At 45.2% G+C, this 23646-nt stretch carries 21 protein-coding genes and 7 tRNA genes; 8 read left to right on the top strand and 20 right to left on the bottom strand.

The genetic code is table 11. The features are described 5' to 3' along the window. Window positions 1-24: 24 nt before the first annotated feature. Window positions 25-2604 carry a leucine--tRNA ligase gene (gene leuS / locus LQZ07_RS17085; RefSeq protein ID WP_152781519.1) on the bottom strand — a complete coding sequence of 860 codons (2580 nt, stop codon included), beginning with the start codon at window positions 2602-2604 and terminating at the stop codon, window positions 25-27. Window positions 2605-2777: 173 nt separating this feature from the next. Between leuS and LQZ07_RS17080 the strand changes: the two genes are divergently transcribed. Next, window positions 2778-3272, top strand: coding sequence for a hypothetical protein (locus LQZ07_RS17080; RefSeq protein WP_016402193.1), 495 nt, complete (start codon window positions 2778-2780; stop codon window positions 3270-3272). Between the two features lie 206 nt (window positions 3273-3478). Here LQZ07_RS17080 and lnt read toward each other — a convergent pair whose 3' ends face one another. The 5 genes from lnt to miaB are packed head-to-tail and all read right to left on the bottom strand — an operon-like array spanning window position 3479 to window position 8951. Continuing rightward, window positions 3479-5032, bottom strand: coding sequence for an apolipoprotein N-acyltransferase (lnt, locus tag LQZ07_RS17075; protein ID WP_152781517.1), 1554 nt, complete (start codon window positions 5030-5032; stop codon window positions 3479-3481). Continuing rightward, a complete protein-coding gene (gene corC / locus LQZ07_RS17070; protein ID WP_016402191.1) occupies window positions 5033-5917 on the bottom strand; it encodes a CNNM family magnesium/cobalt transport protein CorC in 885 nt (294 codons plus the stop codon). 38 nt (window positions 5918-5955) lie between these two features. Further along, the gene (ybeY, locus tag LQZ07_RS17065; RefSeq protein WP_016402190.1) at window positions 5956-6402 is read right to left on the bottom strand and encodes an rRNA maturation RNase YbeY; all 447 of its coding nucleotides are present in this window, start codon (window positions 6400-6402) and stop codon (window positions 5956-5958) included. A 2-nt stretch (window positions 6403-6404) separates the two neighbouring features. Beyond that, window positions 6405-7466 carry a PhoH family protein gene (locus LQZ07_RS17060; RefSeq protein ID WP_152781515.1) on the bottom strand — a complete coding sequence of 354 codons (1062 nt, stop codon included), beginning with the start codon at window positions 7464-7466 and terminating at the stop codon, window positions 6405-6407. Between the two features lie 57 nt (window positions 7467-7523). Then, complete coding sequence (gene miaB, locus LQZ07_RS17055; protein WP_040307283.1) at window positions 7524-8951, bottom strand: tRNA (N6-isopentenyl adenosine(37)-C2)-methylthiotransferase MiaB; 1428 nt, start codon at window positions 8949-8951, stop codon at window positions 7524-7526. Between the two features lie 217 nt (window positions 8952-9168). Here miaB and LQZ07_RS17050 point away from each other — a divergent pair, with 217 nt between their 5' ends. Beyond that, window positions 9169-10323, top strand: coding sequence for an FAD-dependent monooxygenase (locus LQZ07_RS17050; RefSeq protein WP_152781513.1), 1155 nt, complete (start codon window positions 9169-9171; stop codon window positions 10321-10323). Window positions 10324-10464: 141 nt separating this feature from the next. Here the strand turns inward: LQZ07_RS17050 and LQZ07_RS17045 are convergent, their stop codons facing one another. The 14 genes from LQZ07_RS17045 to lolB form a co-directional block, all read right to left on the bottom strand. Continuing rightward, a complete protein-coding gene (locus LQZ07_RS17045; RefSeq protein WP_152781511.1) occupies window positions 10465-11004 on the bottom strand; it encodes a hypothetical protein in 540 nt (179 codons plus the stop codon). Window positions 11005-11158: 154 nt separating this feature from the next. Continuing rightward, a tRNA-Gln gene (locus LQZ07_RS17040) sits at window positions 11159-11233 on the bottom strand. Window positions 11234-11271: 38 nt separating this feature from the next. Continuing rightward, a tRNA-Leu gene (locus LQZ07_RS17035) sits at window positions 11272-11356 on the bottom strand. Between the two features lie 22 nt (window positions 11357-11378). Continuing rightward, a tRNA-Met gene (locus LQZ07_RS17030) sits at window positions 11379-11455 on the bottom strand. A gap of 143 nt (window positions 11456-11598) precedes the next feature. Then, window positions 11599-11673: transfer RNA gene (locus tag LQZ07_RS17025), tRNA-Gln, on the bottom strand. Window positions 11674-11795: 122 nt separating this feature from the next. After that, window positions 11796-11870: transfer RNA gene (locus tag LQZ07_RS17020), tRNA-Gln, on the bottom strand. 37 nt (window positions 11871-11907) lie between these two features. Then, a tRNA-Leu gene (locus LQZ07_RS17015) sits at window positions 11908-11992 on the bottom strand. A 35-nt stretch (window positions 11993-12027) separates the two neighbouring features. Further along, window positions 12028-12104, bottom strand: a tRNA-Met gene (locus LQZ07_RS17010). Window positions 12105-12501: 397 nt separating this feature from the next. Then, a complete protein-coding gene (gene ychF, locus LQZ07_RS17005; protein ID WP_152781509.1) occupies window positions 12502-13593 on the bottom strand; it encodes a redox-regulated ATPase YchF in 1092 nt (363 codons plus the stop codon). A 25-nt stretch (window positions 13594-13618) separates the two neighbouring features. After that, complete coding sequence (pth, locus tag LQZ07_RS17000; RefSeq protein ID WP_016402184.1) at window positions 13619-14209, bottom strand: aminoacyl-tRNA hydrolase; 591 nt, start codon at window positions 14207-14209, stop codon at window positions 13619-13621. After that, a complete protein-coding gene (locus LQZ07_RS16995; RefSeq protein ID WP_152781507.1) occupies window positions 14209-14838 on the bottom strand; it encodes a 50S ribosomal protein L25/general stress protein Ctc in 630 nt (209 codons plus the stop codon). Before LQZ07_RS16995 ends, pth begins: the two co-directional genes overlap by 1 nt. Window positions 14839-15043: 205 nt before the next feature. Continuing rightward, window positions 15044-15985, bottom strand: coding sequence for a ribose-phosphate pyrophosphokinase (locus tag LQZ07_RS16990; RefSeq protein WP_016402182.1), 942 nt, complete (start codon window positions 15983-15985; stop codon window positions 15044-15046). A gap of 68 nt (window positions 15986-16053) precedes the next feature. Next, a complete protein-coding gene (gene ispE / locus LQZ07_RS16985) occupies window positions 16054-16932 on the bottom strand; it encodes a 4-(cytidine 5'-diphospho)-2-C-methyl-D-erythritol kinase (RefSeq protein ID WP_152781505.1) in 879 nt (292 codons plus the stop codon). Continuing rightward, complete coding sequence (gene lolB, locus LQZ07_RS16980; protein ID WP_152781503.1) at window positions 16913-17506, bottom strand: lipoprotein insertase outer membrane protein LolB; 594 nt, start codon at window positions 17504-17506, stop codon at window positions 16913-16915. Before lolB ends, ispE begins: the two co-directional genes overlap by 20 nt. Window positions 17507-17710: 204 nt before the next feature. Here lolB and hemA point away from each other — a divergent pair, with 204 nt between their 5' ends. The 6 genes from hemA (at window position 17711) to nlpI (ending at window position 23638) form a co-directional block, all read left to right on the top strand. After that, the gene (gene hemA / locus LQZ07_RS16975; protein ID WP_152781501.1) at window positions 17711-18961 is read left to right on the top strand and encodes a glutamyl-tRNA reductase; all 1251 of its coding nucleotides are present in this window, start codon (window positions 17711-17713) and stop codon (window positions 18959-18961) included. A gap of 68 nt (window positions 18962-19029) precedes the next feature. After that, window positions 19030-20121 (top strand): peptide chain release factor 1, encoded by a 1092-nt coding sequence (gene prfA, locus LQZ07_RS16970; RefSeq protein WP_016402177.1) that lies wholly within the window; start codon window positions 19030-19032, stop codon window positions 20119-20121. Window position 20122: 1 nt separating this feature from the next. Beyond that, window positions 20123-20962, top strand: a complete 840-nt coding sequence (gene prmC / locus LQZ07_RS16965) for a peptide chain release factor N(5)-glutamine methyltransferase (protein WP_152782110.1) — start codon at window positions 20123-20125, stop codon at window positions 20960-20962. Window positions 20963-21013: 51 nt separating this feature from the next. After that, window positions 21014-21778, top strand: a complete 765-nt coding sequence (locus tag LQZ07_RS16960) for a SirB1 family protein (RefSeq protein ID WP_016402175.1) — start codon at window positions 21014-21016, stop codon at window positions 21776-21778. A 10-nt stretch (window positions 21779-21788) separates the two neighbouring features. Next, on the top strand, window positions 21789-22646 hold the full coding sequence (gene kdsA, locus LQZ07_RS16955) for a 3-deoxy-8-phosphooctulonate synthase (protein ID WP_152781499.1): 858 nt from the start codon (window positions 21789-21791) through the stop codon (window positions 22644-22646). 122 nt (window positions 22647-22768) lie between these two features. After that, on the top strand, window positions 22769-23638 hold the full coding sequence (gene nlpI, locus LQZ07_RS16950; RefSeq protein ID WP_016402173.1) for a lipoprotein NlpI: 870 nt from the start codon (window positions 22769-22771) through the stop codon (window positions 23636-23638). Window positions 23639-23646: the final 8 nt, after the last annotated feature.

Genomic DNA, 23646 nt, shown 5'->3' with positions numbered 1-23646 from the left:
GCGGGTGTTAGCCCGCCGTATAACTTAGTTAGCAACAATGTTAAGCAGTTTACCTGCAACATAAATCACTTTGCGTACGGTTTTTCCGTCAACAAACTTAGCGACATTTTCGTCGCCCATTGCCAGCGCTTGAACTGCCTCTTGGTCTGCATCTGCAGCCACAGTAAGTTTAGCGCGTAGCTTGCCGTTTACTTGCACAACAATGAGTTTGCTGTCTTCTACCATGGCTTTTTCATCTGCACTTGGCCAAGCTGCTGTATCAATGTCACCTTCGTTGCCTAGTAGTGTCCATAACTGGTCACAGATGTGCGGCGTAATAGGCGATAGCATTAGTACCACTGCATTAATCGCTTCACGGGTTACTGCGCGGTTATTGGCATCACTTTGATCAGCTTTAGTGAGTTTGTTCATCAACTCCATAATCGCTGCAATAGCAGTGTTAAAGGTTTGACGACGACCAACATCATCACTCACTTTAGCAATGGTTTTATGCACTTCACGACGTAGATCTTTTTGGGCTGTGCTCAAGCTTGCAACATCAAGCTCTGGTGTTTCGCCAGCATTAACGTGGTCGTAGGCAAGTTTCCAAACACGGCGTAGGAAACGTAATGAGCCTTCTACTGCGCTGTCTTGCCACTCAAGTGTTTGCTCGGCAGGAGCGGCAAACATCATAAACAAGCGCACAGTGTCCGCACCGTATTTGTCTACCATTACCTGTGGGTCGATACCGTTGTTTTTCGATTTCGACATTTTACTCATGCCGGCGTAAACAAGTGCTTTGCCATCGGCAGTTTTAGCACTGGTAATACGGCCTTTTTCGTCTTTCTCGGTGATAGCATCTACTGGAGAAACCCAAACCTTACCGCCCTTCTCGTCTTCGTAGTAGAAGGCGTCGGCTAATACCATGCCTTGAGTAAGCAAGCGTTTAAACGGTTCGTCTGAATCCACTAAGCCTGTATCGCGCAACAGTTTGTGGAAGAAGCGGGCGTAAAGTAGGTGCAAAATCGCGTGCTCGATACCACCAATGTATTGATCAACCGGCAACCAGTAGTTTGCTTGCTCTGGGTCTAGCATCATGTCTTCGTTGTTAGCACTACAGTAACGTGCGTAGTACCAGCTAGATTCCATGAAGGTATCGAAAGTATCGGTTTCGTGGAAGGCTTCTTGACCTTCAAATTCAGTTTTTGCCCACTCTGGATCGGCTTTAATTGGCGAGGTTACGCCATTCATCACCACATCTTCTGGAAGAACAACGGGTAGTTGGTCTTCTGGCACTGGCACAACATCACCGTTAGCTAGGTTTAGCATTGGGATTGGCGTACCCCAGTAACGCTGGCGGCTTACGCCCCAATCGCGTAGGCGGAAGTTAACTTGTTTGTTACCTTTGCCAATGGATTCAAGTTTGGCTGCAACGGCATCAAAGGCGGCTTTAAATTCCAAGCCGTCAAATTCACCCGAGTTAAACAATACGCCTTTCTCGGTGAATGCTTGCTCTGATAAGTCTAGCTCAGCATCGCTTGGCTTAATCACACCTACAATGTCTAAACCGTAAGCTTGAGCAAATTCGAAATCACGTTGGTCGTGTGCTGGCACAGCCATTACTGCACCAGAGCCATAACCCATTAATACAAAGTTAGCGACCCAAATTGGTACTAGCTTACCCGTTAGAGGATGAACGGCATTTAGGCCAGTAGCCATGCCTTTCTTCTCCATGGTCGCCATATCGGCTTCGGCCACTTTGTTGTTTTTGCACTCTTCGATGAAGGCGGCTAATTCTGGGTTAGTTTTAGCGGCTTCTAAAGCAAGTGGATGTTGCGCAGCTACGCCAACGTAGGTTACACCCATTACGGTGTCTGGGCGGGTGGTGTAAATAGAGAACTGCTCGTCGCTGTTCTCTAAACCAAACTGCATTTCTACGCCTTCAGAGCGGCCAATCCAGTTACGCTGCATGGTTTTTACTTGCTCTGGCCAATCATCTAGTTGGTCGAGATCATCAAGTAACTCTTGTGCGTAATCGGTGATTTTAATAAACCACTGTGGGATTTCTTTTTGCTCTACTAAAGCACCAGAACGCCAGCCTCGGCCATCAATAACTTGTTCGTTGGCTAATACTGTTTGGTCTACTGGATCCCAGTTTACCGTAGCCATTTTTTTGTAAACTAAGCCTTTTTCGTAAAGCTTAGTGAAGAACCACTGCTCCCAACGGTAGTAATCTGGCTTACAGGTTGCCAGTTCACGATCCCAGTCGTAGCCAAAACCCAACTGCTTTAGCTGAGTTTTCATATATTCGATATTCTCGTAGGTCCATTTAGCTGGCGCAGTATTGTTGTTAATCGCTGCGTTTTCTGCTGGAAGACCAAATGCATCCCAACCCATTGGTTGCATAACGTTTTTACCTTGCATGCGCTGGTAGCGAGAGACTACATCACCAATGGTGTAGTTGCGCACGTGACCCATATGCAGGCGACCGCTTGGGTATGGGAACATAGACAGACAGTAAAACTTCTCTTTACCCGGCTGTTCAACAACTTTAAAGGTTTGCGCTTGCTCCCAGTGCTGTTGCACTTTGGTTTCAATATCACGCGGATTGTATTGCTCTTGCATTGATGGAATCTTCCAGAATGAACCAAATTTGGATTAGGCAACCTATTGCTACCATACTCGATCCGCATAGGATACCGAGTCCGCCTGCCGACAACAATAGCTAGCGCACATTTGCAGTGAAACAAAAGGTCTATGCTTAATAATGTAAATGCACTTTAGACTGTGGGTGAGTTATGCCAAAGCGAGTAAAAGCCTATCAAGCCTTTGTGGAAGACCTTGAAAAACGCATTCAAGAAAGTGGGGAAGTGGGTCAAGAAGAGCTGTCTAAGCTAATTGATACCACGCAAGAGTATTTACAAGCTGCTAGTGATTTAAGCCAAGATGAATGGCAGCTTATTGCTAACTACGTTCGTCGAGATTTAAGCGACTGGAAAACCGATTACCAGCGCGCTTATGACGAAAGCCCTGGAATGGCACTGCTTAAAGAAAGCATATGGTATTGGCTGGCTAAGTTAAGTGACCAAAGCCAAGTAGAGTGGCATGAGTTGATTGGTGATCTGCAACATCAAGGCGTGTATCAAAGCGGCGAGCTAATTGGTTTAGGGGTTATAGAGTGCGCTGAATGTGGTGATAAAACCGCACTGTGGCACCCAACCATTATTAGTAGCTGCGAACATTGCCAAGGTAAGCGATTTTATCGTCATCCTATTAGTGAGCAGCAGGCTTGAGATAACTCAAAGCGCTTGTTATACCAATCGTACTAAGTAACGGTTCATTCTATCTGGTTAAAATACTCGATAACTGCGTTAGAATTTTTGATTGTAGAATAACTACTTATCGAAAAATTCTGCCTTATTCTCGAGTATTTTTCCTGCGTTATTTATGTTCACTTACTTAGTGTGATTGGTATCACGCCAGCGCTTTGATGCTTAGTTTAATCGTTGGCAGCAGGTTGCAGCTTTCGCTGGCGGATCCGTTGCACCAAGCCAGAGGCTAAACCAAGTAACACGATTAACGCGACAGGCCATAGCCCAAAGCGTTGATAAGGTGTTATCCCTGTAGCAGGGGTAACATCATCGGTGAGTGTTAGCTGTTGATACTCAGGCGCACGCTGCTGAATATTGCCAAAGCGGTCGATTATTGCGGTTACCCCAGTATTGGTGGAGCGCACTACTGGACGGCCAAATTCTAAGGCGCGCATTTGGGCAATCTCTAAATGCTGCTGTGGCCCAATAGAGGTGCCAAACCAAGCATCGTTGCTGACCGTTATAATCGCGTCGGTCTCTGGCGTAAATTGTGGTCTTAGCAATTCACCAAAAGCGATTTCATAGCAAATTGCCGCTAGCCATTGATGTCCTTTTACTTCCAAGTTCTGCTGCATAGTATCCCCGCGATTAAACGAAGACATTGGCAAATTGAAAAACGGCGCTAAGGGGCGCAGCAATTGCTCAAAAGGCACAAATTCGCCTATCGGTAATAAGTGATTTTTATAGTAGCGATTAGGGTTTTCGTAGTAATAGGCAGAGCTTGCACCTGCTTCTTCTGTTTGCTGGCCAAGTGTTATTAGCGCGTTGTAATACTGGTTGTTTTGTAAATCGTGAGCAATAACACCAGTGATTAAGGCTTGTTGTTTATTAAGTAATTGGCCGTCTAAGTCATGTAAGAAATCAATGACTTCATATTCCAAGGCTGCGATAGCGGATTCGGGCCAGACTATTACATCGGCATTGTCTATCGCGGCGGTTTCTTGTTGGTACATAACAAGGCTTGCTGCACGATGTTGTGGTAACCATTTTATATCTAGAGGCACATTGCCTTGTACCAATGCGACTTTTAGTGAGTCCTGAGCTTGGGTCCAGCTTACACCTTTAAAGGTTAATCCCAGCACCAGCGGTAAGGCAATTGTTAGGCAAGCGACCCAGCGAACCTTTCCCTCGTTAACCAAGATAAGTGCAGCTGATGCTGCACTTAACAACACTAGCCAAGTTACGCCATAAAGACCAAGCACTGGTGCAATAGTTGATAATGGCGAATCTATTTGACTGTAACCAGGTTGCAACCAAGGAAAGCCCGTTAACACCCAGCTGCGCAACCATTCACCTAGTAACCAGCAGGCGGGAAACCACAGCAAGAAAAATGTAAGCCGGCGCGGCCCTTGCCATTTGTTTGCGAGCCAACAGGAAAAGGCAGGGTACAGGGCAAGGTAGGCAACCAATAGCGCCATAAGTGCAAGGCTAACTATCAAAGGCATGCCGCCAAACTCGGCCATGCTTACGTGCACCCAGTGAATGCCATAGCCAAACCAGCCTAAGCCATAGCAAAAGCCCAGTTTAAAGCCCGACTGCTCTGGCTTTAACAGTAGCAATAAACCTAATAGTGAGAGAGGCATCAGTGGCCAGAGGCCATAAGGAGCAAAGGCGAAGGGGGCGATAAGGCCACAAACAAAAGCGGCTAACAAACGTAGCCGCGGTGTTAATACTTGTTTCATTTATTCTTGAATGCTTAATTGCAAGGCTTTCTCTTCTGGTATGCTCACCTGTAGCTGCACTAAGCGGCGGCGGTCGGCGGTGCGAACCTTAAAGCGGTAGCCTTCAATTTCAATTGATTCCCCCCGGCCAGGTAAATGGCCAAAGGCGTGAGTCACCATTCCACCAATCGTATCCACTTCTTCGTCGCTAAATTCGCAACCAAAGTATTGGTTAAAATCTTCGATGTCGGTGAGGGCATTTACCGCAAAGGTTTTATCATTAATGCGGCGAATATCATCTTGTAGGGCTTCTTCGTTGGCAAACTCGTCTTCGATATCACCCACAATAATTTCGAGTATGTCTTCAATGGTCACCAGACCGGATACACCACCAAACTCATCAACCACAATGGCCATGTGGTAGCGTTCGCTGCGAAACTCTTTTAGCAGTTTGTCGATGCGTTTACTTTCTGGCACTACAACTGCTGGGCGAATCACTTCGCTAAGGGGCGTGGTTGATGCTTCTTCGGTAAAAGCGAACTTGAGCAGATCTTTGGCGAGAAGTACGCCTTCAATGTGGTCTTTGTCTTCGTTGATAACCGGAAAGCGAGAGTGACGCGCTTCGGTTAGCGTGGGTAAAATCTGTGCAATGGTTTGGCTAACATCTAAGGTTACCATTTGCGAGCGAGGGATCATGATGTCTCTTACACGCTGGCTTGATACATCAAGCACACCTTCAATCATCTCTCGGGTATTTTGGTCGATCAGTTCTCGTTGATTGGCGTCTTGTATTACTTCTACCAATTCCTCTTTGCTTTTTGGCTCTCCTTGTACCAGCTGAACAATTTTATCTATCCAGCCTTTCTTAGCAGAACCGTTGCTAGAGTGAGGGTTGTCGTCGCTCATATCTTTCTTTTTTTACCTAGTTAGTTATTCAACAGGTATTAGTAAGGGTTACTAATACCTAATTTGGTAAGCACTGCTATTTCTAGTGCTTCCATTTCTTCTGCTTCTTGATCCTCGATATGATCATAACCTAGCAGATGAAGGCTTCCATGTACAACCATGTGTGCCCAGTGATCAAACACCGGTTTTCCCTGTTCTTCGGCTTCACGTTCTACCACTTGACGACATATCACTAAGTCACCTAATAGTGGCAAACTTACTCCCGGAGGCGCTTCAAATGGGAAAGATAACACGTTGGTTGGTTTATCTTTATGACGGTATTGAGAATTTAACGCTTGGCTTTCGGCTTCGTCAACAATGCGAACAGTAATTTCGCTATCATGGTCTTGTTCTACCAAAGTTGCATGCAACCATGCTTCAAATGCACTGATGCTTGGCAGATTTTCTTCATCACCCGTGGCGATTTGTAAATCAACAACCGCCATGTTTATTCTCCGCCACTTTGGCTAAGTTTTTGCGCAGCTTCGCGGCGTTGCTTTTGTTTTTCTTCGGCAATGCGGTCACGCTCATCTTGCTCTTCGTAAGCTTCTACAATGGCGGCGACAATGGGGTGTCGAACCACGTCAGCGGCTTGGAAGAAATTAAAGCTTAGTGCTGGCACTTCACTCAGTACTTCAATGGCATGGCGTAGGCCAGATTTTTGATGACGTGGTAAATCAATTTGAGTGATATCACCGGTAATCACCGCACGCGAGTTAAAGCCAATACGGGTTAAGAACATTTTCATTTGTTCTACCGTGGTATTCTGGCTTTCATCGAGAATGATGTAGGCATCATTTAAAGTACGGCCACGCATGTAAGCTAAAGGAGCAACTTCAATAACATTGCGTTCTATTAAGCGCTCTACTTTTTCAAAGCCGAGCATTTCAAATAGGGCATCGTAAAGTGGTCGTAGGTAAGGGTCGACTTTTTGGCTTAAGTCACCGGGTAAAAAACCCAGTTTTTCTCCGGCTTCTACCGCTGGGCGAGTAAGCAAAATACGGCGTACCTCTTGGCGCTCTAGGGCGTCAACTGCACAAGCTACTGCTAGATAGGTTTTACCGGTACCTGCAGGGCCAATACCAAAGGTTACGTCGTGGCCAAGCATGTTACCAATATAGCTTGCTTGGTTTGACGTACGCGGCTTAATTACACCTCGTTTGGTTTTAATGTTTAATTCTTTACCGTAGTGCTGAGTATTTTCTTCGTCTTGCTCGAGTGCGTGGCTCTCTTGAATCGCTAAGTGGACTTTTTCTGGGCTTAGCTCTGGAATATCTCCACCTTTTAGCGGCGCGGTTTCAACATATAGCGAACGCAAAATGCTACCGGCAATCAAACACATGCCATGGCGGCCAGTAATTTGGAAGTTGTTACTGCGGTAACTAATTTCTACACCTAAACGGCGTTCAAGTTGCTTTAAGTTGTCATCAAGTGGGCCGCAAAGTTGGGCAAGGCGAGGGCTAGAGGCTGGCTCTAGATGTATTTCAATAGAATTGATTTTATTACTCAAATTGTTTTCGGGCTGGCTATGGTAGCCAGCCTCAACTCCTTAAAAGCGTATCGGTGACTAAGGCGTAAAGCTCGCCACACCTAGGTGGTCAGCTTGCCCATCGGTTTTGTCGATAATAGTGGCAGGGGCAACGTCATTACGCAACTCCATTTGTTGTTCTGTTCTTAGCAATTCACCACGTAAAGAGTGAGCAAACACATCAACAATTTTCACATCAACGAATTGACCTATAACGTCATGGCTGCCTTCAAAGTTCACTACGCGGTTATTTTCGGTACGGCCACGCAATTCCATTGGGTTTTTCTTCGAAGGGCCTTCAACCAAAATGCGTTGCTCGGTATCTAGCATACGGCGGCTAACTTGCATCGCTTGTTGGTTAATGCGCTCTTGCAAAATATATAAGCGTTGTTTCTTTTCTTCTTCACTTACGTCGTCTGGTAAGTCTGCCGCTGGCGTACCTGGGCGTGCGCTGTAAACAAAGCTAAAGCTCATATCAAAGTTAACTTGCTCGATAAGCTTCATGGTATCGGCAAAATCATCTTGGGTTTCGCCAGGGTAGCCAACAATGAAGTCAGAGCTAATTTCGATGTCTGGGCGCGCTTTACGTAACTTACGAATAATTGACTTGTACTCAATGGCAGTGTGGCCACGCTTCATTAAGTTAAGAATGCGGTCGGCACCACTTTGTACAGGTAGGTGTAAAAAGCTCACTAGCTCAGGGGTATCGGCATATACCTCAACAATATCGTCGGTAAATTCGATAGGGTGGCTAGTGGTAAAGCGAATACGGTCGATGCCGTTAATGCTAGCAACATAACGTAGTAGTTCGGCAAAAGTACAAATGTTGTCGTCGTGAGTAAGGCCACGGTAGGCATTAACGTTTTGACCAAGCAGGTTTACTTCACGTACCCCTTGTTCGGCTAACGAGGCAATTTCGTATAGAACATCATCAAGCGGGCGGCTTACTTCTTCGCCACGGGTATACGGCACAACACAGAAGGTACAATATTTACTACAGCCTTCCATAATTGATACAAACGCGGTTGCGCCTTCGGCTCGAGGCTCTGGTAAACGGTCAAACTTTTCAATTTCTGGGAAGCTTACGTCTACTACCGATTTCTCGCCGCCTTTCACTTGTTTGATCATTTCCGGCAAGCGGTGCAGGGTTTGCGGGCCAAACACAATATCTACGTAAGGAGCGCGCTCACGAATGGCTTTGCCTTCTTGTGAGGCTACACAGCCGCCTACACCAATCACTAAGTTTGGTTTCTTATTCTTGAGAGTTTTCCAGCGACCTAACTGGTGAAATACTTTTTCCTGCGCTTTTTCGCGAATAGAACAAGTGTTTAGCAACAGTACGTCGGCATCGTCAGCTTCTTCAGTAAGCTGAAAACCATGGGTTGCATCGAGTAGGTCGGCCATTTTCGAGGAATCGTACTCGTTCATTTGGCAGCCCCAAGTTTTTATATGCAGCTTATTTCCCATCGTTTTACTCATCATTACATCGTTAAAAAAGGAGGCGTATTTTACTGGTTTATAGCAAGCCTTGCTAGTAACAATAACGGTGTTTACCAGAAAAAGGTTAAAAAACATCCGCGCGCTGTTATGCGGGCTTAGTCGCTCAAATTATTATTTCTAGATTCGCATCCATTTATCGCTTCAGGTTACACTGCAGAAAATAGTGAGAACAAATTGAAATACCATGGAAAAATTTGATGTTGTGGTAATTGGCGGCGGTATGATTGGCGCGGCTAGTGCGCAAGGCTTTGCCTTGCAGGGCTTATCGGTATTGATGTTGGAGTCTTTTGAGCCCAAAGCTTTTGACACTAATCAGCCGATAGACTTGCGTGTAAGCGCAATTAGCCAAGCCAGCGTTAATTTACTTAAGCGCTTGCAAGCTTGGCCGCACATTAGCGCTATGCGCTTGTGCCCCTACCAACAACTGCAAGTGTGGGAAGACCCCAAAGACAAGCTGATTTTTGATTCAGCCCAACTGGATTTGCCCGAATTAGGTTTTATGCTAGAAAATCGCATTATCCAATTAGGTTTATGGCAAGCCAACGAGCAGGTCGGCGTAACACGTAATATCGTTAAGCAAGTACAGCTTGTTAGTAATACCGCGCAAGGTGTAGAGCTTAATGTTGATGGGAGTGCGGTAAGTGCAGGCTTGATGGTAGTCGCAGACGGCGCAAATTCTCAAATGCGCCAGCAGCTTGGTTTAGGCATTAGCGCTTGGGATTATCGCCATGATTGCTTTGCCATTAACGTTAAGCTAGATGCTCCTCAGCAAACGGCTACTTGGCAACAGTTTTATCCTACTGGCCCTCGAGCGTTGTTACCACTGGCAGATCAACACGCTGCCCTTATTTGGTATGACGCTAAAGCCACTATTCAAGGCCTCAAGCAGCTTAACAAAGCGCAGCTAAAGCAACGCATCGAATCAGAGTTTCCAGCTTTACCGGGCGATATTGAAATACTAGATAGCGCAAGTTTTCCGTTAACTCGACGCCACGTAGATCGTTATGTAAAACATAGCGCAGTGGTGATTGGCGATGCCGCTCATACTATTAACCCATTGGCAGGGCAGGGGGTAAACCTTGGTTACCGCGACGTGAAGTGCTTGTTGGAACAATTCGAGCGCTATGACATGGCGGATAAACAAAAGGCATTACGCCGCTTTGAAGTGCGCCGTAAGCCCGATAATCACCTTATGCAAAGCGGTATGGATTTGTTTTACTTAATGTTCTCAAATAGTTTACCGCCGTTGCAGGCCATTCGAAAGCTTGCGATTAAAAGCGTACAACAGGCGGGCCCAGTAAAAGACTGGGCACTTAAATATGCTTTAGGTGATTTATAACTAAAGCGTAAATTGCCTCACATTCTATCTGGTAGCTGGTCTGGAGTGGGGCGTTTTCTATTAGGGATTGGTGCTGGTCTCGGTCTAGTTCCTGGGGCCTGAGCCGAGCAGCGCAAATTATTATAAATCATCTTGTGACTCCTACACATAAATGGCAATTTTTTGAATTGCATAAATAATAGAACTTGCTGCTAGTGTAGCTAATAAAAACAACTGACTCCATTCTAAGTGTTTTCCTTTCAAATCATTGCTACATGTGTTCAACTTTTCGGCTTCGGAGTATGTAGAAATAATATTTTCTGCAAACAGGTTGCTAGCTAAACTTTTTGGAGTCGTGTGGCCTTGATTTTCAGCTACCAGTTCTTTGTAGTAACTTAGCCAACAGTCTGAAGTTTCAATATCTTCTAGGCGAGGAACTCTAAATGATTTGTATAACTGATAGATAGAAAGACCGTAAAGGCAGGAAGATACTAAAAGAGAAAACCAAAAAAGGCTGTTGTAATCGATGTTGTTACTTGGTGTATATGAATTTAGTAGAAAGGCCAACACTGCTCCAGCAAGTGCTAATCCATTTACTATAACTCCTACAGAAGAAAGAAATGACTCTCTTCGTCGGATTTGCTCCAGATGGCGCTCTTTAAAAAAGTTTAAAACGTACTCGCTCGGCTTGTCTTCTTCCATAAGTGCAATATAACTATTAAGTGAAAACGTAGTATAAGTCTGACACCTTTAGATAAATTGTCTATTCTTCTGTCAAGAGTCGACCAGTTAAAATACTTCACACAAATTATATTCAGAAAGAAAAAAGGCCTGCTAAAAAGCAGGCCTTTTAAGGTGGCAGGGATAGCTGGATTTGAACCAACGAATGGCGGCATCAAAAGCCGCTGCCTTACCGCTTGGCGATATCCCTACAAAACTCTTTGAACTGGATTCTTCATTAGAGAAGAATGGTGCGGAAGGAGAGACTTGAACTCTCACACCTTGCGATACTAGAACCTAAATCTAGCGCGTCTACCAATTCCGCCACTCCCGCACGAAATACTTCTTAAAACTAATGGTGGCTATGGCGGGACTTGAACCTGCGACCCCAGCATTATGAGTGCTGTGCTCTAACCAGCTGAGCTACATAGCCATCTGCAATTTCACAATGTGAACTTACAAATTTATCGGCAGGGCAAGCAAATACTAGTCAACAACATAGCTTTTACTGTCTTACCTGGGCACATTGCCCTATTCAGTTACTGCATTCTCAGGTAAACCTGAGCACAATAAAAGTGGCAGGGATAGCTGGATTTGAACCAACGAATGGCGGCATCAAAAGCCGCTGCCTTACCGCTTGGCGATATCCCTGCAGAAACTTTTCGAAACAAGCTTACCGATGTTTCGAGTGTCTAAACCTAAGGTTTAGACTGCAACCAAGAATCATGGTTCTTGCTGCTTAACTCAAGTTACTAAACTCAAGCCTTAAAATGTGGCAGGGATAGCTGGATTTGAACCAACGAATGGCGGCATCAAAAGCCGCTGCCTTACCGCTTGGCGATATCCCTGCAGGGTCTTACTATTGGTTTCTTCTTAAAAGAAGAATGGTGCGGAAGGAGAGACTTGAACTCTCACACCTTGCGATACTAGAACCTAAATCTAGCGCGTCTACCAATTCCGCCACTTCCGCAAATTTCTTACTGTAACTTTAGCAGTATACAGTAATGGTGGCTATGGCGGGACTTGAACCTGCGACCCCAGCATTATGAGTGCTGTGCTCTAACCAGCTGAGCTACATAGCCTTGTTTTCTACGCTTTGCGTTGAGAACGGGGCGTATTATGCTGATGAGACCCAACAGCGTCAACCGTTTTTTTGCCAAAAAACGGCAAAAAAGTTTGTTTGCGCAGTTTGTGTACGCGATGCACTTAGTTTACTCATTTCTGCTGTTTGCTTTGTGCGCAATTGACTGTTACTTGCTCGCTTTGGCTTAATAGGTTTTTAAGACACGCTAATAAACTGTTGCTAACAATAGAGTAAATATGTCTTGAAACTATCTTTTGAAGATGCTTTAACGCTTTTGTTTAGAGCTTAATTTGGTGTGAGTGGCGGTTAAACTGTTAAAAGCCTTTTAGCTAAACCTGAGTTGCAGATACAAAAAAGCCAACTTAACGTTGGCTTTTTGGGTTTACAGATAAGGTTTATACGTTAAATAAGAAGTGAATCACATCACCGTCTTTTACTACGTAAGTTTTACCTTCTTGGCGCCATTTACCGGCTGTTTTAGCGCCGGCTTCACCTTGGTGCTCAATGTAGTCGTCGTAACCAACCACTTCTGCGCGAATATAGCCTTTCTCAAAATCGGTATGGATTTTACCGGCTGCTTGCGGGCCTGTAGCACCCACGGGTACGGTCCAAGCGCGAACTTCTTTTACACCCGCAGTAAAGTAGGTTTGTAAGTCTAGTAGCTCGTAACCCGCGCGAATTACCCGGTTTAGACCTGGTTCTTCTAGGCCCATTTCTTCCATGAACTCAGCTTTTTCTTCGGCGTCTAGCTCGGCAATTTCGCCTTCAATTTCAGCACAAACGGCTACTACTACTGCGTTTTCGCTTGCTGCAATCTCTTTCACTTTGTCTAAGTAAGGATTGTTCTCGAAACCATCGTCATTTACGTTTGCAATGTACATGGTTGGCTTAGCAGTTAAGAAGTTCATGTAAGCAATGGCTGCTTTTTCTTCTTTGCTTAGCTCTAAACTACGTAGCATTAAGTCAGCTTCTAAATGCGCTTGTACTTTTACTAATACTTCTGCTTCAAATTTGGCATCTTTATCGCCACCTTTGGCTTTCTTAGCAACGCGGATTTGCGCTTTTTCACAGGTATCTAAATCAGATATCGCTAACTCGGTGTTAATGGTGTCGATGTCTTCTGCAGGATCAACCTTGCCAGATACGTGAACGATGTTGTCGTTTTCAAAACAACGAACAACATGGCCAATCGCGTCGGTTTCACGAATATTAGCTAAGAATTTATTACCTAAGCCTTCACCTTTAGAAGCGCCGGCAACCAAACCTGCAATGTCCACAAATTCCATAGTGGTTGGAAGAATGCGCTGTGGGTTAACAATGGCTGCTAAGGCGTCTAGGCGCTCATCAGGAACCGGTACTACGCCGGTGTTTGGCTCGATAGTACAAAATGGAAAGTTAGCAGCTTCAATGCCGGCTTGCGTCAGAGCGTTAAAAAGGGTCGACTTGCCTACGTTTGGCAAACCAACGATGCCACATTTAAATCCCATAATAATACCTATTTGTGTAAGGGGCTTAGCCCGCTTTGTAACTGTGTAATCGATTCATTGCTTTGCTTAAACCATCTTTAAGCAAAACATCGGTACTGCGTACCGCCTCATCAATTGCATCATCAATCAGTAGTTGTTCGTTTTTAGGCGCTTTACCTAGAACAAACCCAGAAACACGGTCTTTATGACCGGGGTGTCCAATACCTATCCGTAAACGATGAAAATCTTTATTGTTGCCAAATTTGCTGATGATATCGCGCAGGCCATTGTGGCCGCCATGCCCACCACCTTTTTTAAAGCGAGCTACGCCAGGTGGTAAATCGAGTTCATCATGAGCAACCATAATCTGCTCAAGTTCAATGCGATAGAATTTGGCTAAAGAAGCGACAGACTTGCCACTAAGATTCATAAACGTTGTAGGAATTAACAAACGCATTTCTTGACCCGCCATTTGAATGCGGCCGGTTAATCCGAAATGTTTGCTATCTGGTTTTAGTTGGACGTGATGATTGTTGGCTAGCTGAGTGACTAACCATGCGCCAGCGTTATGGCGGGTGGCTGCATATTCGGGGCCTGGATTACCCAGGCCCACGAGTAAACGAATATCGTTTATCACTATTCTTCAGTAGCTTCTTCTTCAGAATCAGAATCAGAAGCTTCTTCAGATGTACCCTTAGGAGTAGTAATAGATACTACTGCTTGGTCGTGATCTTCACCTTTAGCTAACTCAACAGAGGTAACGCCTTCAGGTAGAGCGATATCTGAAATGTGTAGTGAGCTACCTAGTTCTAGGTTAGCTACGTCCACTTCAATGTACTCAGGTAGATCTTTAGCTAGACAGCTAACTTCGATCTCAGTAGCTAAGTGATGTACTTTACCACCGTTTTTAACTGCTTCTGCAGAATCTTCGTTTAGGAAGTGCAGAGGTACAGCTTTGTGGATAGCTTTAGTGTTATCAACACGTTGGAAATCGATGTGTTGAACACGTGGCTTGTATGCATGACGCTGCATGTCTTTTACTAATACGTCTACTGCTTCACCAGCAACACTTAAAGTAATGATGCTTGAGTAAAATGCTTCAGCTTCTTGAGCTTTCATCACGTGACGTTGCTCAAGAGTGATTGATACAGGTTGTTGACCAGCACCGTAAACGATAGCAGGAACTTTTTCTTCGTGACGTAGGCGGCGGCTCGCACCTTTCCCTAGGTCTGTACGCAGTTCAGCGTCAAGTTTAATGTTAGACATTGTGTTTCTCCAAATAATAAAATGAGGCTAAAGTTTCGCGACCAAACTCTAACCAGTACCTCGTTGAATCAGCGTTAAAGTGAGTAACACTTGGCCACTTCAATTCAAAAGGCGCGGCATTCTACCATTGGCGTTTTTGAAAGCCAATAAAAAAGCGCGGTAATTCACATTACCGCGCTTTTTAAGATTCTTTATCTAATGCTACTTAGAACATTGCAGAGATAGACTCTTCGTTACTTACGCGACGAATAGCTTCTGCTAGCATTGGTGCAAGCGACAATTGACGAACTTTCTCAACATTACGCATTTCTTCAGTTAGCGGAATAGAGTCAGTGATAATCACTTCATCTAGTGCTGATTCGGTAATGTTGTTTGCAGCATTGCCAGAAAATACTGGGTGAGTAGCATAAGCAAATACGCGCTTAGCGCCTTTTGCTTTTAGTGCTGCTGCTGCCTGACAAAGTGTGCCACCAGTATCGATCATGTCATCAACCATGATGCAGTCACGGCCATCAACATCGCCAATAATGTTCATAACTTGAGCAACGTTAGCACGAGGACGACGTTTGTCTATAATCGCTAAGTCGCTGTCGTTTAGCATTTTAGCTACTGCACGCGCACGTACAACACCGCCGATGTCTGGTGATACAACTACTGGAGACTCTAGGTTTTTGTCTAGCATGTCTTGCAGCAATACTGGGCTACCAAAAGCGTTATCAACTGGTACGTCGAAAAAGCCTTGAATTTGCTCAGCATGAAGGTCAACAGTTAGTACGCGGTCAACACCTACACTTGATAGGAAATCTGCCACTACTTTTGCGGTAATTGGCACACGCGCGCTGCGTGGGCGACGGTCTTGACGAGCGTAGCCAAAGTAAGGAATTACTGCAGTAATACGACCCGCAGAGGCACGACGTAGAGCATCAACGATAACAATCAGCTCCATCACGTTGTCGTTTGTTGGAGCGCAAGTGGATTGGACAACAAAGATGTCTCCACCACGAACGTTTTCATTGATTTGTACACTAATCTCGCCATCACTGAATCTACCTACTGAAATATCACCTAGGGTGGTATAGAGGCGGTCAGCAATACGCTGGGCAAGTTCGGGTGTGGCGTTACCGGCGAAGAGTTTCATGTCTGGCACGATGGAAACCTCAGATTTATCGGGTCAAAAGAGCGTTACGTTTTTTAAGTTTGAAAGAATGAAATTTCTTAAAAACCTGCTGTGTTTAAGAGTGTTTTTTCGTTAGCCAACTGCCGATGAAGCGGCGATTGGTTACAGGCTTTACACACAAAACCAGAAATGTTTTTAGGGCGTTTATTCAGCACTGACAAGGCTTCACGCTCTGTTGCAAAGGCGGCAAAAACACATGAACCTGTTCCTGTCATCCTCGACGGCGCGTATTCTACCAACCAGCTAAGAGCTTGTGCAACCTCCGGATAAACTTTAGCCACAATTTCTTGGCAATCATTTTGCCAATTATCGTTTAAAAGCTGCTGCCATGTTCTTTTAGGCGTGTTTCTTGGCAACTCTGGGTGCCCAAATACACTTTGCGTAGAAACATGTACATCGGGATGCAAAACAACGTACCAAGGCTCATCAATGTTTACTGCTTGAACTTGCTCTCCTACACCTTCGGCAAATGCACTATGGCCATGAATAAAAATAGGCACATCGGCGCCAAGTTGCAAACCTAGCTGGGCTAATTCGGTTAAGCTCAATTCGCATTGCCATAAGCGGTTTAGCACCAATAGAGCCGTTGCAGCATTTGAAGAGCCACCACCAATACCTCCGCCCATGGGCAGTTGTTTGTCTAGTTTAATATTGGCGCCTCGGCTAACAGCGCAGTGTTGCTGTAGCAAACGCGCTGCTTTTACAATTAAGTTATCTTCGGCCGGGAAATCTAGTTGGCTTTCTAAGTTAATTACGCCATCGTCTGTTAACTGAAAATAAAGCTGGTCACAACAGCCAATAAATTGAAACAGGGTTTGTAAATCATGGTAGCCATTGTCGCGCTGACCTGTGATGTATAGAAACAGGTTTAACTTAGCTGGTGAGAGCCATGGACCGCTAATGGGGTGTTGAGTCATTAATTTGCCATTTGTGAATATTCAGTTTTAGTAGGTTGTCGGCCGAGCGAAGTGTAAGCTGACGGGGCAGGGTATGTTGGTTATATTGCCCATAGTTTAAGTAATCAATCTGCCATTGCTCTTTGGTGGTGAATTCGGCTAAACGGTTTTGAGCATTAAGCTGGTAATCATTTTGAGTTGGAATGCCAAGCAACCAAGAGGGCAGTTGTTCTACCGGTACTTGCCAACCGGTTAAACGGTAAACTAACAATTGCGCATCGCTGCCTTGGTACTCTTCATCTTTGGTTTTTACCCATACTTTGCCTGGCTGGTAGTGCAACTCGATACCTTGCATGCCAAGTGGCCCATTAATACGCAGTACACTTTTATTGTTGTTTTGTTGCCAGAATAGGTTGGCGGCTTGTCTTTCATTGTCATTAATAAAGGCTATTTTGCCGCTAAGTTGCCAATTTTTTATCTGTTGAAGTTCGCTTAGGTGCTGGCCCCATTCACTGTTTTGCGTAGTAATGGGCGGGGGAGAAGTACATGCGCTAAGGCCAAGTACCAAAATGAATAGAGCAGCTAGATGACGCACAGCAATTCCGATTGTTTTTTTGCAGTATAAAAGTTCAAGGTAGCGGCTGTAAATTGCTTAAAAGCAAAGATGTGTCGCTTTAGGCTATAAATTTTAGCTAATCAGGCGCGGCTTAACGTGCGAGTTTCTTTTATTTAGCCCTATATTCCCGTACAATTTGCTTTTTTACCCCATTAGGAAAAGGCGCAACAAAGCCCCACTACGATGACTCTGCAAGTCTTAGGAATCAATCACAAATCGGCTCCCGTTGGCTTGCGTGAAAAAGTCGCGTTTAGTCCAGAACAGGTTAACCAAGCTTTAAGCCATGCTGGTACTCAGCTTGGTGTGGAGATGGTGATCGTATCAACCTGTAATCGTACCGAGCTTTATTGCAACTTAGGTGAAGTAAGTTGCGATGATGTTGTGCAATGGTTGATTAGCTATAAGGGCTTAAATCAGCAAGAAGTATTACCTTGCCTTTATAAATACCAACAGCAGCAAGCGGTGGCTCATTTAATGAGGGTGGCAAGTGGTTTGGATTCGTTGATTTTAGGTGAGCCGCAAATTCTGGGGCAAATAAAACAAGCCTATACCGAATCTCGTGAAGCGGGGTCTGTGGGTAGCGTATTGGAGCGTTTTTTCCAACGCGCTTTTTCTGTTGCTAAACAAGTGAGAACAGATACCGATATTGGGGTAAATGCAGTGTCGGTGGCTTTTGCCGCGGTAAGTTTAGCCAAACAGATTTTTGATGATTTAAGTGACTCAAAAGTATTGTTGGTGGGAGCTGGTGAAACCATAGAACTGGTTGCTAAACACCTTGTAGACCAAGGCGTAAACAAACTAATGGTGGCTAACCGCACTGTCTCGCGGGCTAAAACTTTGGCTGACCGGTTTGGCGCCGAAGTGATAACCCTAAACGAAATACCTAATCACTTAGCCGAATCCGATATTGTGATTAGCTCCACCGCTAGCCCGTTACCGATTATTGGTAAAGGCATGGTTGAAACAGCACTTAAGAAACGTCGCTTTCAACCGATGTTTTTGGTGGATATAGCGGTACCAAGAGATATAGAAGAACAAGTGGGTGAGCTGCGCGATGCTTACCTGTATACGGTGGATGACTTGCAAGGTATTGTTGAACAAAACATTGCGTCACGCCGAGAAGCAGCTGAACAAGCTGAGTTTATAGTCGAAACGCAGAGTGAAGACTTTATGGGTTGGTTGCGCTCGTTAGAGTCGGTTACCACCATTCGAGATTATCGTAGCCATAGCGAACGCGTTCGCGACGCTGCTGTTGAAAAGGCCCTTGAGTCTTTGGCAAATGGTAAAGATCCCACTACGGTGATCCGCGAAACTGCGTTTCAGCTAACCAACAAACTTATTCACGCTCCTACCGAAGCCATTAATAAAGCAGGCCGTGATGGCCGACTTGAAGAGCTTGCGGTAATACGAGAGGCCATTGGCCTAAGAAAATAACCCGATTGTGGTCGATACTTCGTTGCTAGCATTAGCAAGCGAGGTATTGCGTTTAACAGAGAGAAAGCATGAAAGCGTCAATTTTATCCAAACTTGAAACCTTGCAAGAGCGTTATCAAGAAGTTCAGGTTTTGCTGGGCGAGCCAGACATTATTTCTGACCAAGACAAGTTTCGCGGATTAACCAAAGAATACTCTCAGCTTGAAGAAGTGGTAAATTGTTTTACTGCCTACCAACAAGCCCAAGAGAATTTAGAGTCAGCAAACGAAATGCTACAGGACGACGATCCTGAAATGCGTGAAATGGCTGAGATGGAAATTGACGAAGCTAAACAAAGCATGGAGACCTTGTCGGAAGAGCTTCAGCTATTGTTGTTACCTCGCGACCCTAACGATTCGCGCAGTGTTTTCTTAGAAATTCGTGCCGGTGCAGGTGGTGATGAAGCTGCCATTTTTGCTGGGAACCTATTTAGAATGTACAGCAAGTTCTCTGAGAGCCAAGGCTGGCGCATGACTATTATGTCGTGTAACGAGAGCGAGCAGGGTGGTTACAAAGAGCTTATTGCTAAGATTGATGGTGAAGACGTATACCGTTTGATGAAGTTTGAGTCAGGTGGTCACCGCGTACAACGCGTACCTGAAACTGAATCGCAAGGGCGTATTCATACCTCGGCTTGTACCGTGGTAATCATGCCAGAAATTCCAGAAGCCGAACAAATTGAGATTAACCCCGGTGATCTGCGGGTTGATACTTTCCGTGCATCGGGCGCGGGTGGTCAGCACGTAAACAAAACTGACTCAGCAATTCGTATTACCCACATTCCAAGTGGCGTAGTAGTGGAGTGTCAGGAAGAACGTTCGCAACATAAAAACCGCGCTAAAGCGATGTCGGTATTGTCATCTCGTTTACAAGCTGCAGAAGACGAAAAACGCCGCGCAGAAGAAACCGGTATGCGCCGCGAGTTAGTAGCCAGTGGTGACCGTAGTGAGCGTATTCGTACCTATAACTATCCGCAAGGGCGCGTGAGCGACCACCGCATCAACTTAACCTTGTACCGCTTAAACGACATCCTTGAAGGTGAGTTACTGGCCTTGCTTGACCCAATCTTGCAAGAGTACCAAGCCGACCAACTTGCTGCTTTAGCAGAAGGTGAAGGCTAAGTTGCCCAGCATTGTTGAGGCTCAGCAATGGGCCAAGCAGCAACTTGCAGGTGGAGAATCCCCTAAGGTTGATGCCAAGGTTATTCTGCAACATGTATTGCAATGCAACCAAACCTATTTGCTCACTTGGCCCGAAAGGGCCTTAAGTGCAGAGCAATGGCAGCTTTACCAAACGCTAGTGACTAAACGCGTGGCCGGTGAACCCGTGGCTTACATTATTGGTGAGCGAGAGTTTTGGTCTTTATCGTTAAAAGTGTCACCTGCAACTTTGATCCCGCGCCCAGATACCGAAGTTTTAGTTGAGCAAGCACTAAAGAAAGTGCTTAACCACGCCGATACCCATATAGTTGACCTAGGAACCGGCACTGGAGCAATAGCGCTGGCCTTAGCTAGCGAACTACCAAAAGCGGAAGTATTTGCCAGCGACCTGCATGAAGATGCAGTAAACTTGGCTAAGTACAATGCTAGTGAGTTAGGTTTATCGCGGGTTCAGGTTAAACAAGGATCTTGGTTTAGCCCTTTTGCGGGGCAGAAGTTTGATTTAGTGGTGAGTAATCCGCCTTATATCGACCCGGCTGATCCACATTTGTCGCAGGGCGATGTGCGCTTTGAGCCAAGCTCAGCATTAACCGCAGAGCAGCATGGTTTAGCTGATATCGAACATATTGTGAGTCAGGCGCCAAGCTATTTAAAAGCCGGTGGTTGGTTATTGCTAGAGCACGGTTTCGACCAAAAGAATGCAGTGCAGCAGCTGCTCGCTGCCAAAGGGTTTGATGAGGTGTTTACCGAGCAAGACTATGGCGGTATGGATCGCGTTAGCGGTGGCCGTATTAAAGAATAAGGCAATACACCTGGTGTATTGTTAGTACAAGATTGTAAAGGAAAAGCTTGAGTGATTTTTCGAATTTTAGGTATTGAAGAAGAAATCTCTGGGCAGCCTATGGTGCTGGTGCGTAAAACCTTGCATCGACTATGGTTAGATTGGCTCAAACTTAATCCTCTCGAAGAGAAGGTTGAGCTGCGCTTTGAACAGCTTAAAAAGCTGTTTTATGTCGACTTAGGCTTTACCAGTGATTGGCAAGCTTACTATCACAGTCAAAATTTATTGATTGGTGAGTCGCTTAGTCGACGCTGCGGCAATGCAACCAGCCTTGCGATGTTATTGCATTACTTTGCCCGAAAATTGGATATTGAATGCCACGCTATTGAGTTTCCCGCCCAAACTATTCTCGCTTTTAAAATGTCGCAGCGCTTTGTGTATTTTGATGCCTGTAATGGTGAAGAGTGCAGCTTAGCGCAGCTAGAAGTTATTCATCGAGGTCATAAAGGTAATCTGGCTCGTTTATCACAAGATGACTTAGAACCTATTTCTTCAGCACAAATGACCGAGCGTTGGTTGGCAGAGCTTAAGAGTGCTTGTTTACGTGAAGATGACTTTGAAATAGCGTTGCGGGTTTCTCAAGTATTACTACGCTTAAAGCCTGGCGACCCGCATGAAATGCGCGACCGTGGTTTTATTTATCAACAGTTAGATTGCAACAACGTTGCAATTAACGACTTTGAATATTTTATTGAACAGTGTCCCGATGACCCCTTATCGAAGATACTAAAGGTGCAGATCCACTCGATGGATTCGCAACCCGCAATTTTGCATTAAGAGGAATAGCATGCAGCAAAAAATCGTTAATATCGGCAAAATAAATGTGGCTAACGATGCGCCATTTACCTTGTTCGCTGGTATGAATGTATTGGAATCTCGTGACTTGGCAATGCGCATTGCCGAGCACTTTGTAGAAGTGACCAACAAGCTAGGCATTCCCTACGTTTTTAAAGCGTCTTTTGATAAAGCCAATCGCTCGTCTATTCATTCTTATCGTGGTCCAGGCATGGAGCAGGGCCTGCGTTTATTAGAAGAGATTAAACAACAGTTCTCTATTCCTGTTATCACCGATGTGCATGAAGTGGCACAAGCCGCACCCGTGGCCGAAGTTGCTGATGTTATTCAACTACCTGCATTTTTGGCGCGCCAAACAGACTTAGTGGAAGCAATGGCAAAAACCGGTGCGGTAGTAAACGTTAAAAAACCTCAGTTTTTAAGCCCTTCGCAAATGGGCAATATCGTTGATAAGTTTGCTGAATGTGGCAACGAAAAAATCATTTTATGTGAGCGTGGTAGTAACTTTGGTTACGATAACCTTGTGGTAGATACCTTAGGTTTTGGCACCATGAAAAAAGTCAGCAAAGGTTCACCGGTTATTTTTGATGTGACTCATGCTCTGCAATGCCGTGATCCACTGGGTGCTGCATCGGGTGGTCGCCGTGAGCAAGTTGGTGAGTTAGCTAAAGCTGGCATGGCAACTGGTCTTGCGGGCCTGTTCTTGGAAGCTCATCCTGATCCAGACAACGCGCAGTGTGATGGTCCAAGTGCCTTGCCTTTGTCTAAGTTAGAACCGTTCCTAACTCAAATTAAAGCCTTGGATGATTTGGTTAAGTCCTTTGCTGAGCTAGATACCCACTCAAAATAAGAATTTTATCGATAATGCTAAGTTTAGGTTTCCCTAAGCCAGCACTCTTGTTAGGGTTAATAACAATGATGAGCCAAAGTAAGCGTTGCTTTGGCTCAAGTTAGAAGAAAAATGGAAGTGATATGTTAATAAAAGCCTTGCGCACAGGGTGCATGTTAGTAACGTTTGGTTACCTTAGCGCTTGTGCTAGCACTTCGAGTCAAGCTCCGCAAACCGTGGTGTTGGCAAAACCTCTGCAAGTTAATTATCAATCCGAAGTTGCTTTGGCTCGCCTTGGGCAAATGCTTAACTCTGGTGAGTACAATCAAGAGCAAATGGCGCAATTGTATTACGAACGCGGTATTGTTTTTGACCGAGTAGGCCTGCGCGCCTTAGCGCGTTTTGACTTTAATCGAGCAATTCAGTTAAAGCCAGATTTTGTTGAAGCCTACAACTTTTTGGGTGTGTATTTTACCCTAGCGGAAGAGTTCGATAGCGCTTTTGAAGCCTTTGACTCCGCCGTTGAACTGGCGCCGGATTATAGCTTTGCTTATTTCTACCGTGGTATAGCACTTAATTACGCTAACAAACCTCAGCTTGCTATGGCCGATGTAAATCATTATGCCGACCAAGCGCCTAACGACCCATACCGAGTGCTATGGCGCTACCTTATTCAGCTAGAGGCGGGGGAGCCTGAAGCCCAAAATGAACTGGTTGAAGCTTTAAAAACTTACCGCAATGAAGATTGGGGTTGGCAGATTGTGCGTTTATACGCTGGCGAGATTGACCAGCAAACTTTCCTAGGCACCACTATGGATGTGCAAGGGGATAACCGCGCCTTGGCCGAGCGACTATGTGAAGCGTATTTCTATATGGCGAAGTTAGCGCAGCGTGCTGGCGACCCACAATTAGCAAGCAGTTACTTTAAGCTTTCATTGGCCAATAACGTGTATGACTTTGTTGAGCACCGTTTGGCTTTGTTTGAACTAAATCGTTACGAGAGCCAAATTTAACTGGCTCT

It is taken from the genome of Agarivorans sp. B2Z047 (genome assembly GCF_023373605.1).
Classification (GTDB): domain Bacteria; phylum Pseudomonadota; class Gammaproteobacteria; order Enterobacterales; family Celerinatantimonadaceae; genus Agarivorans; species Agarivorans albus.
This window is presented reverse-complemented; position numbering and strand designations above follow the sequence as displayed.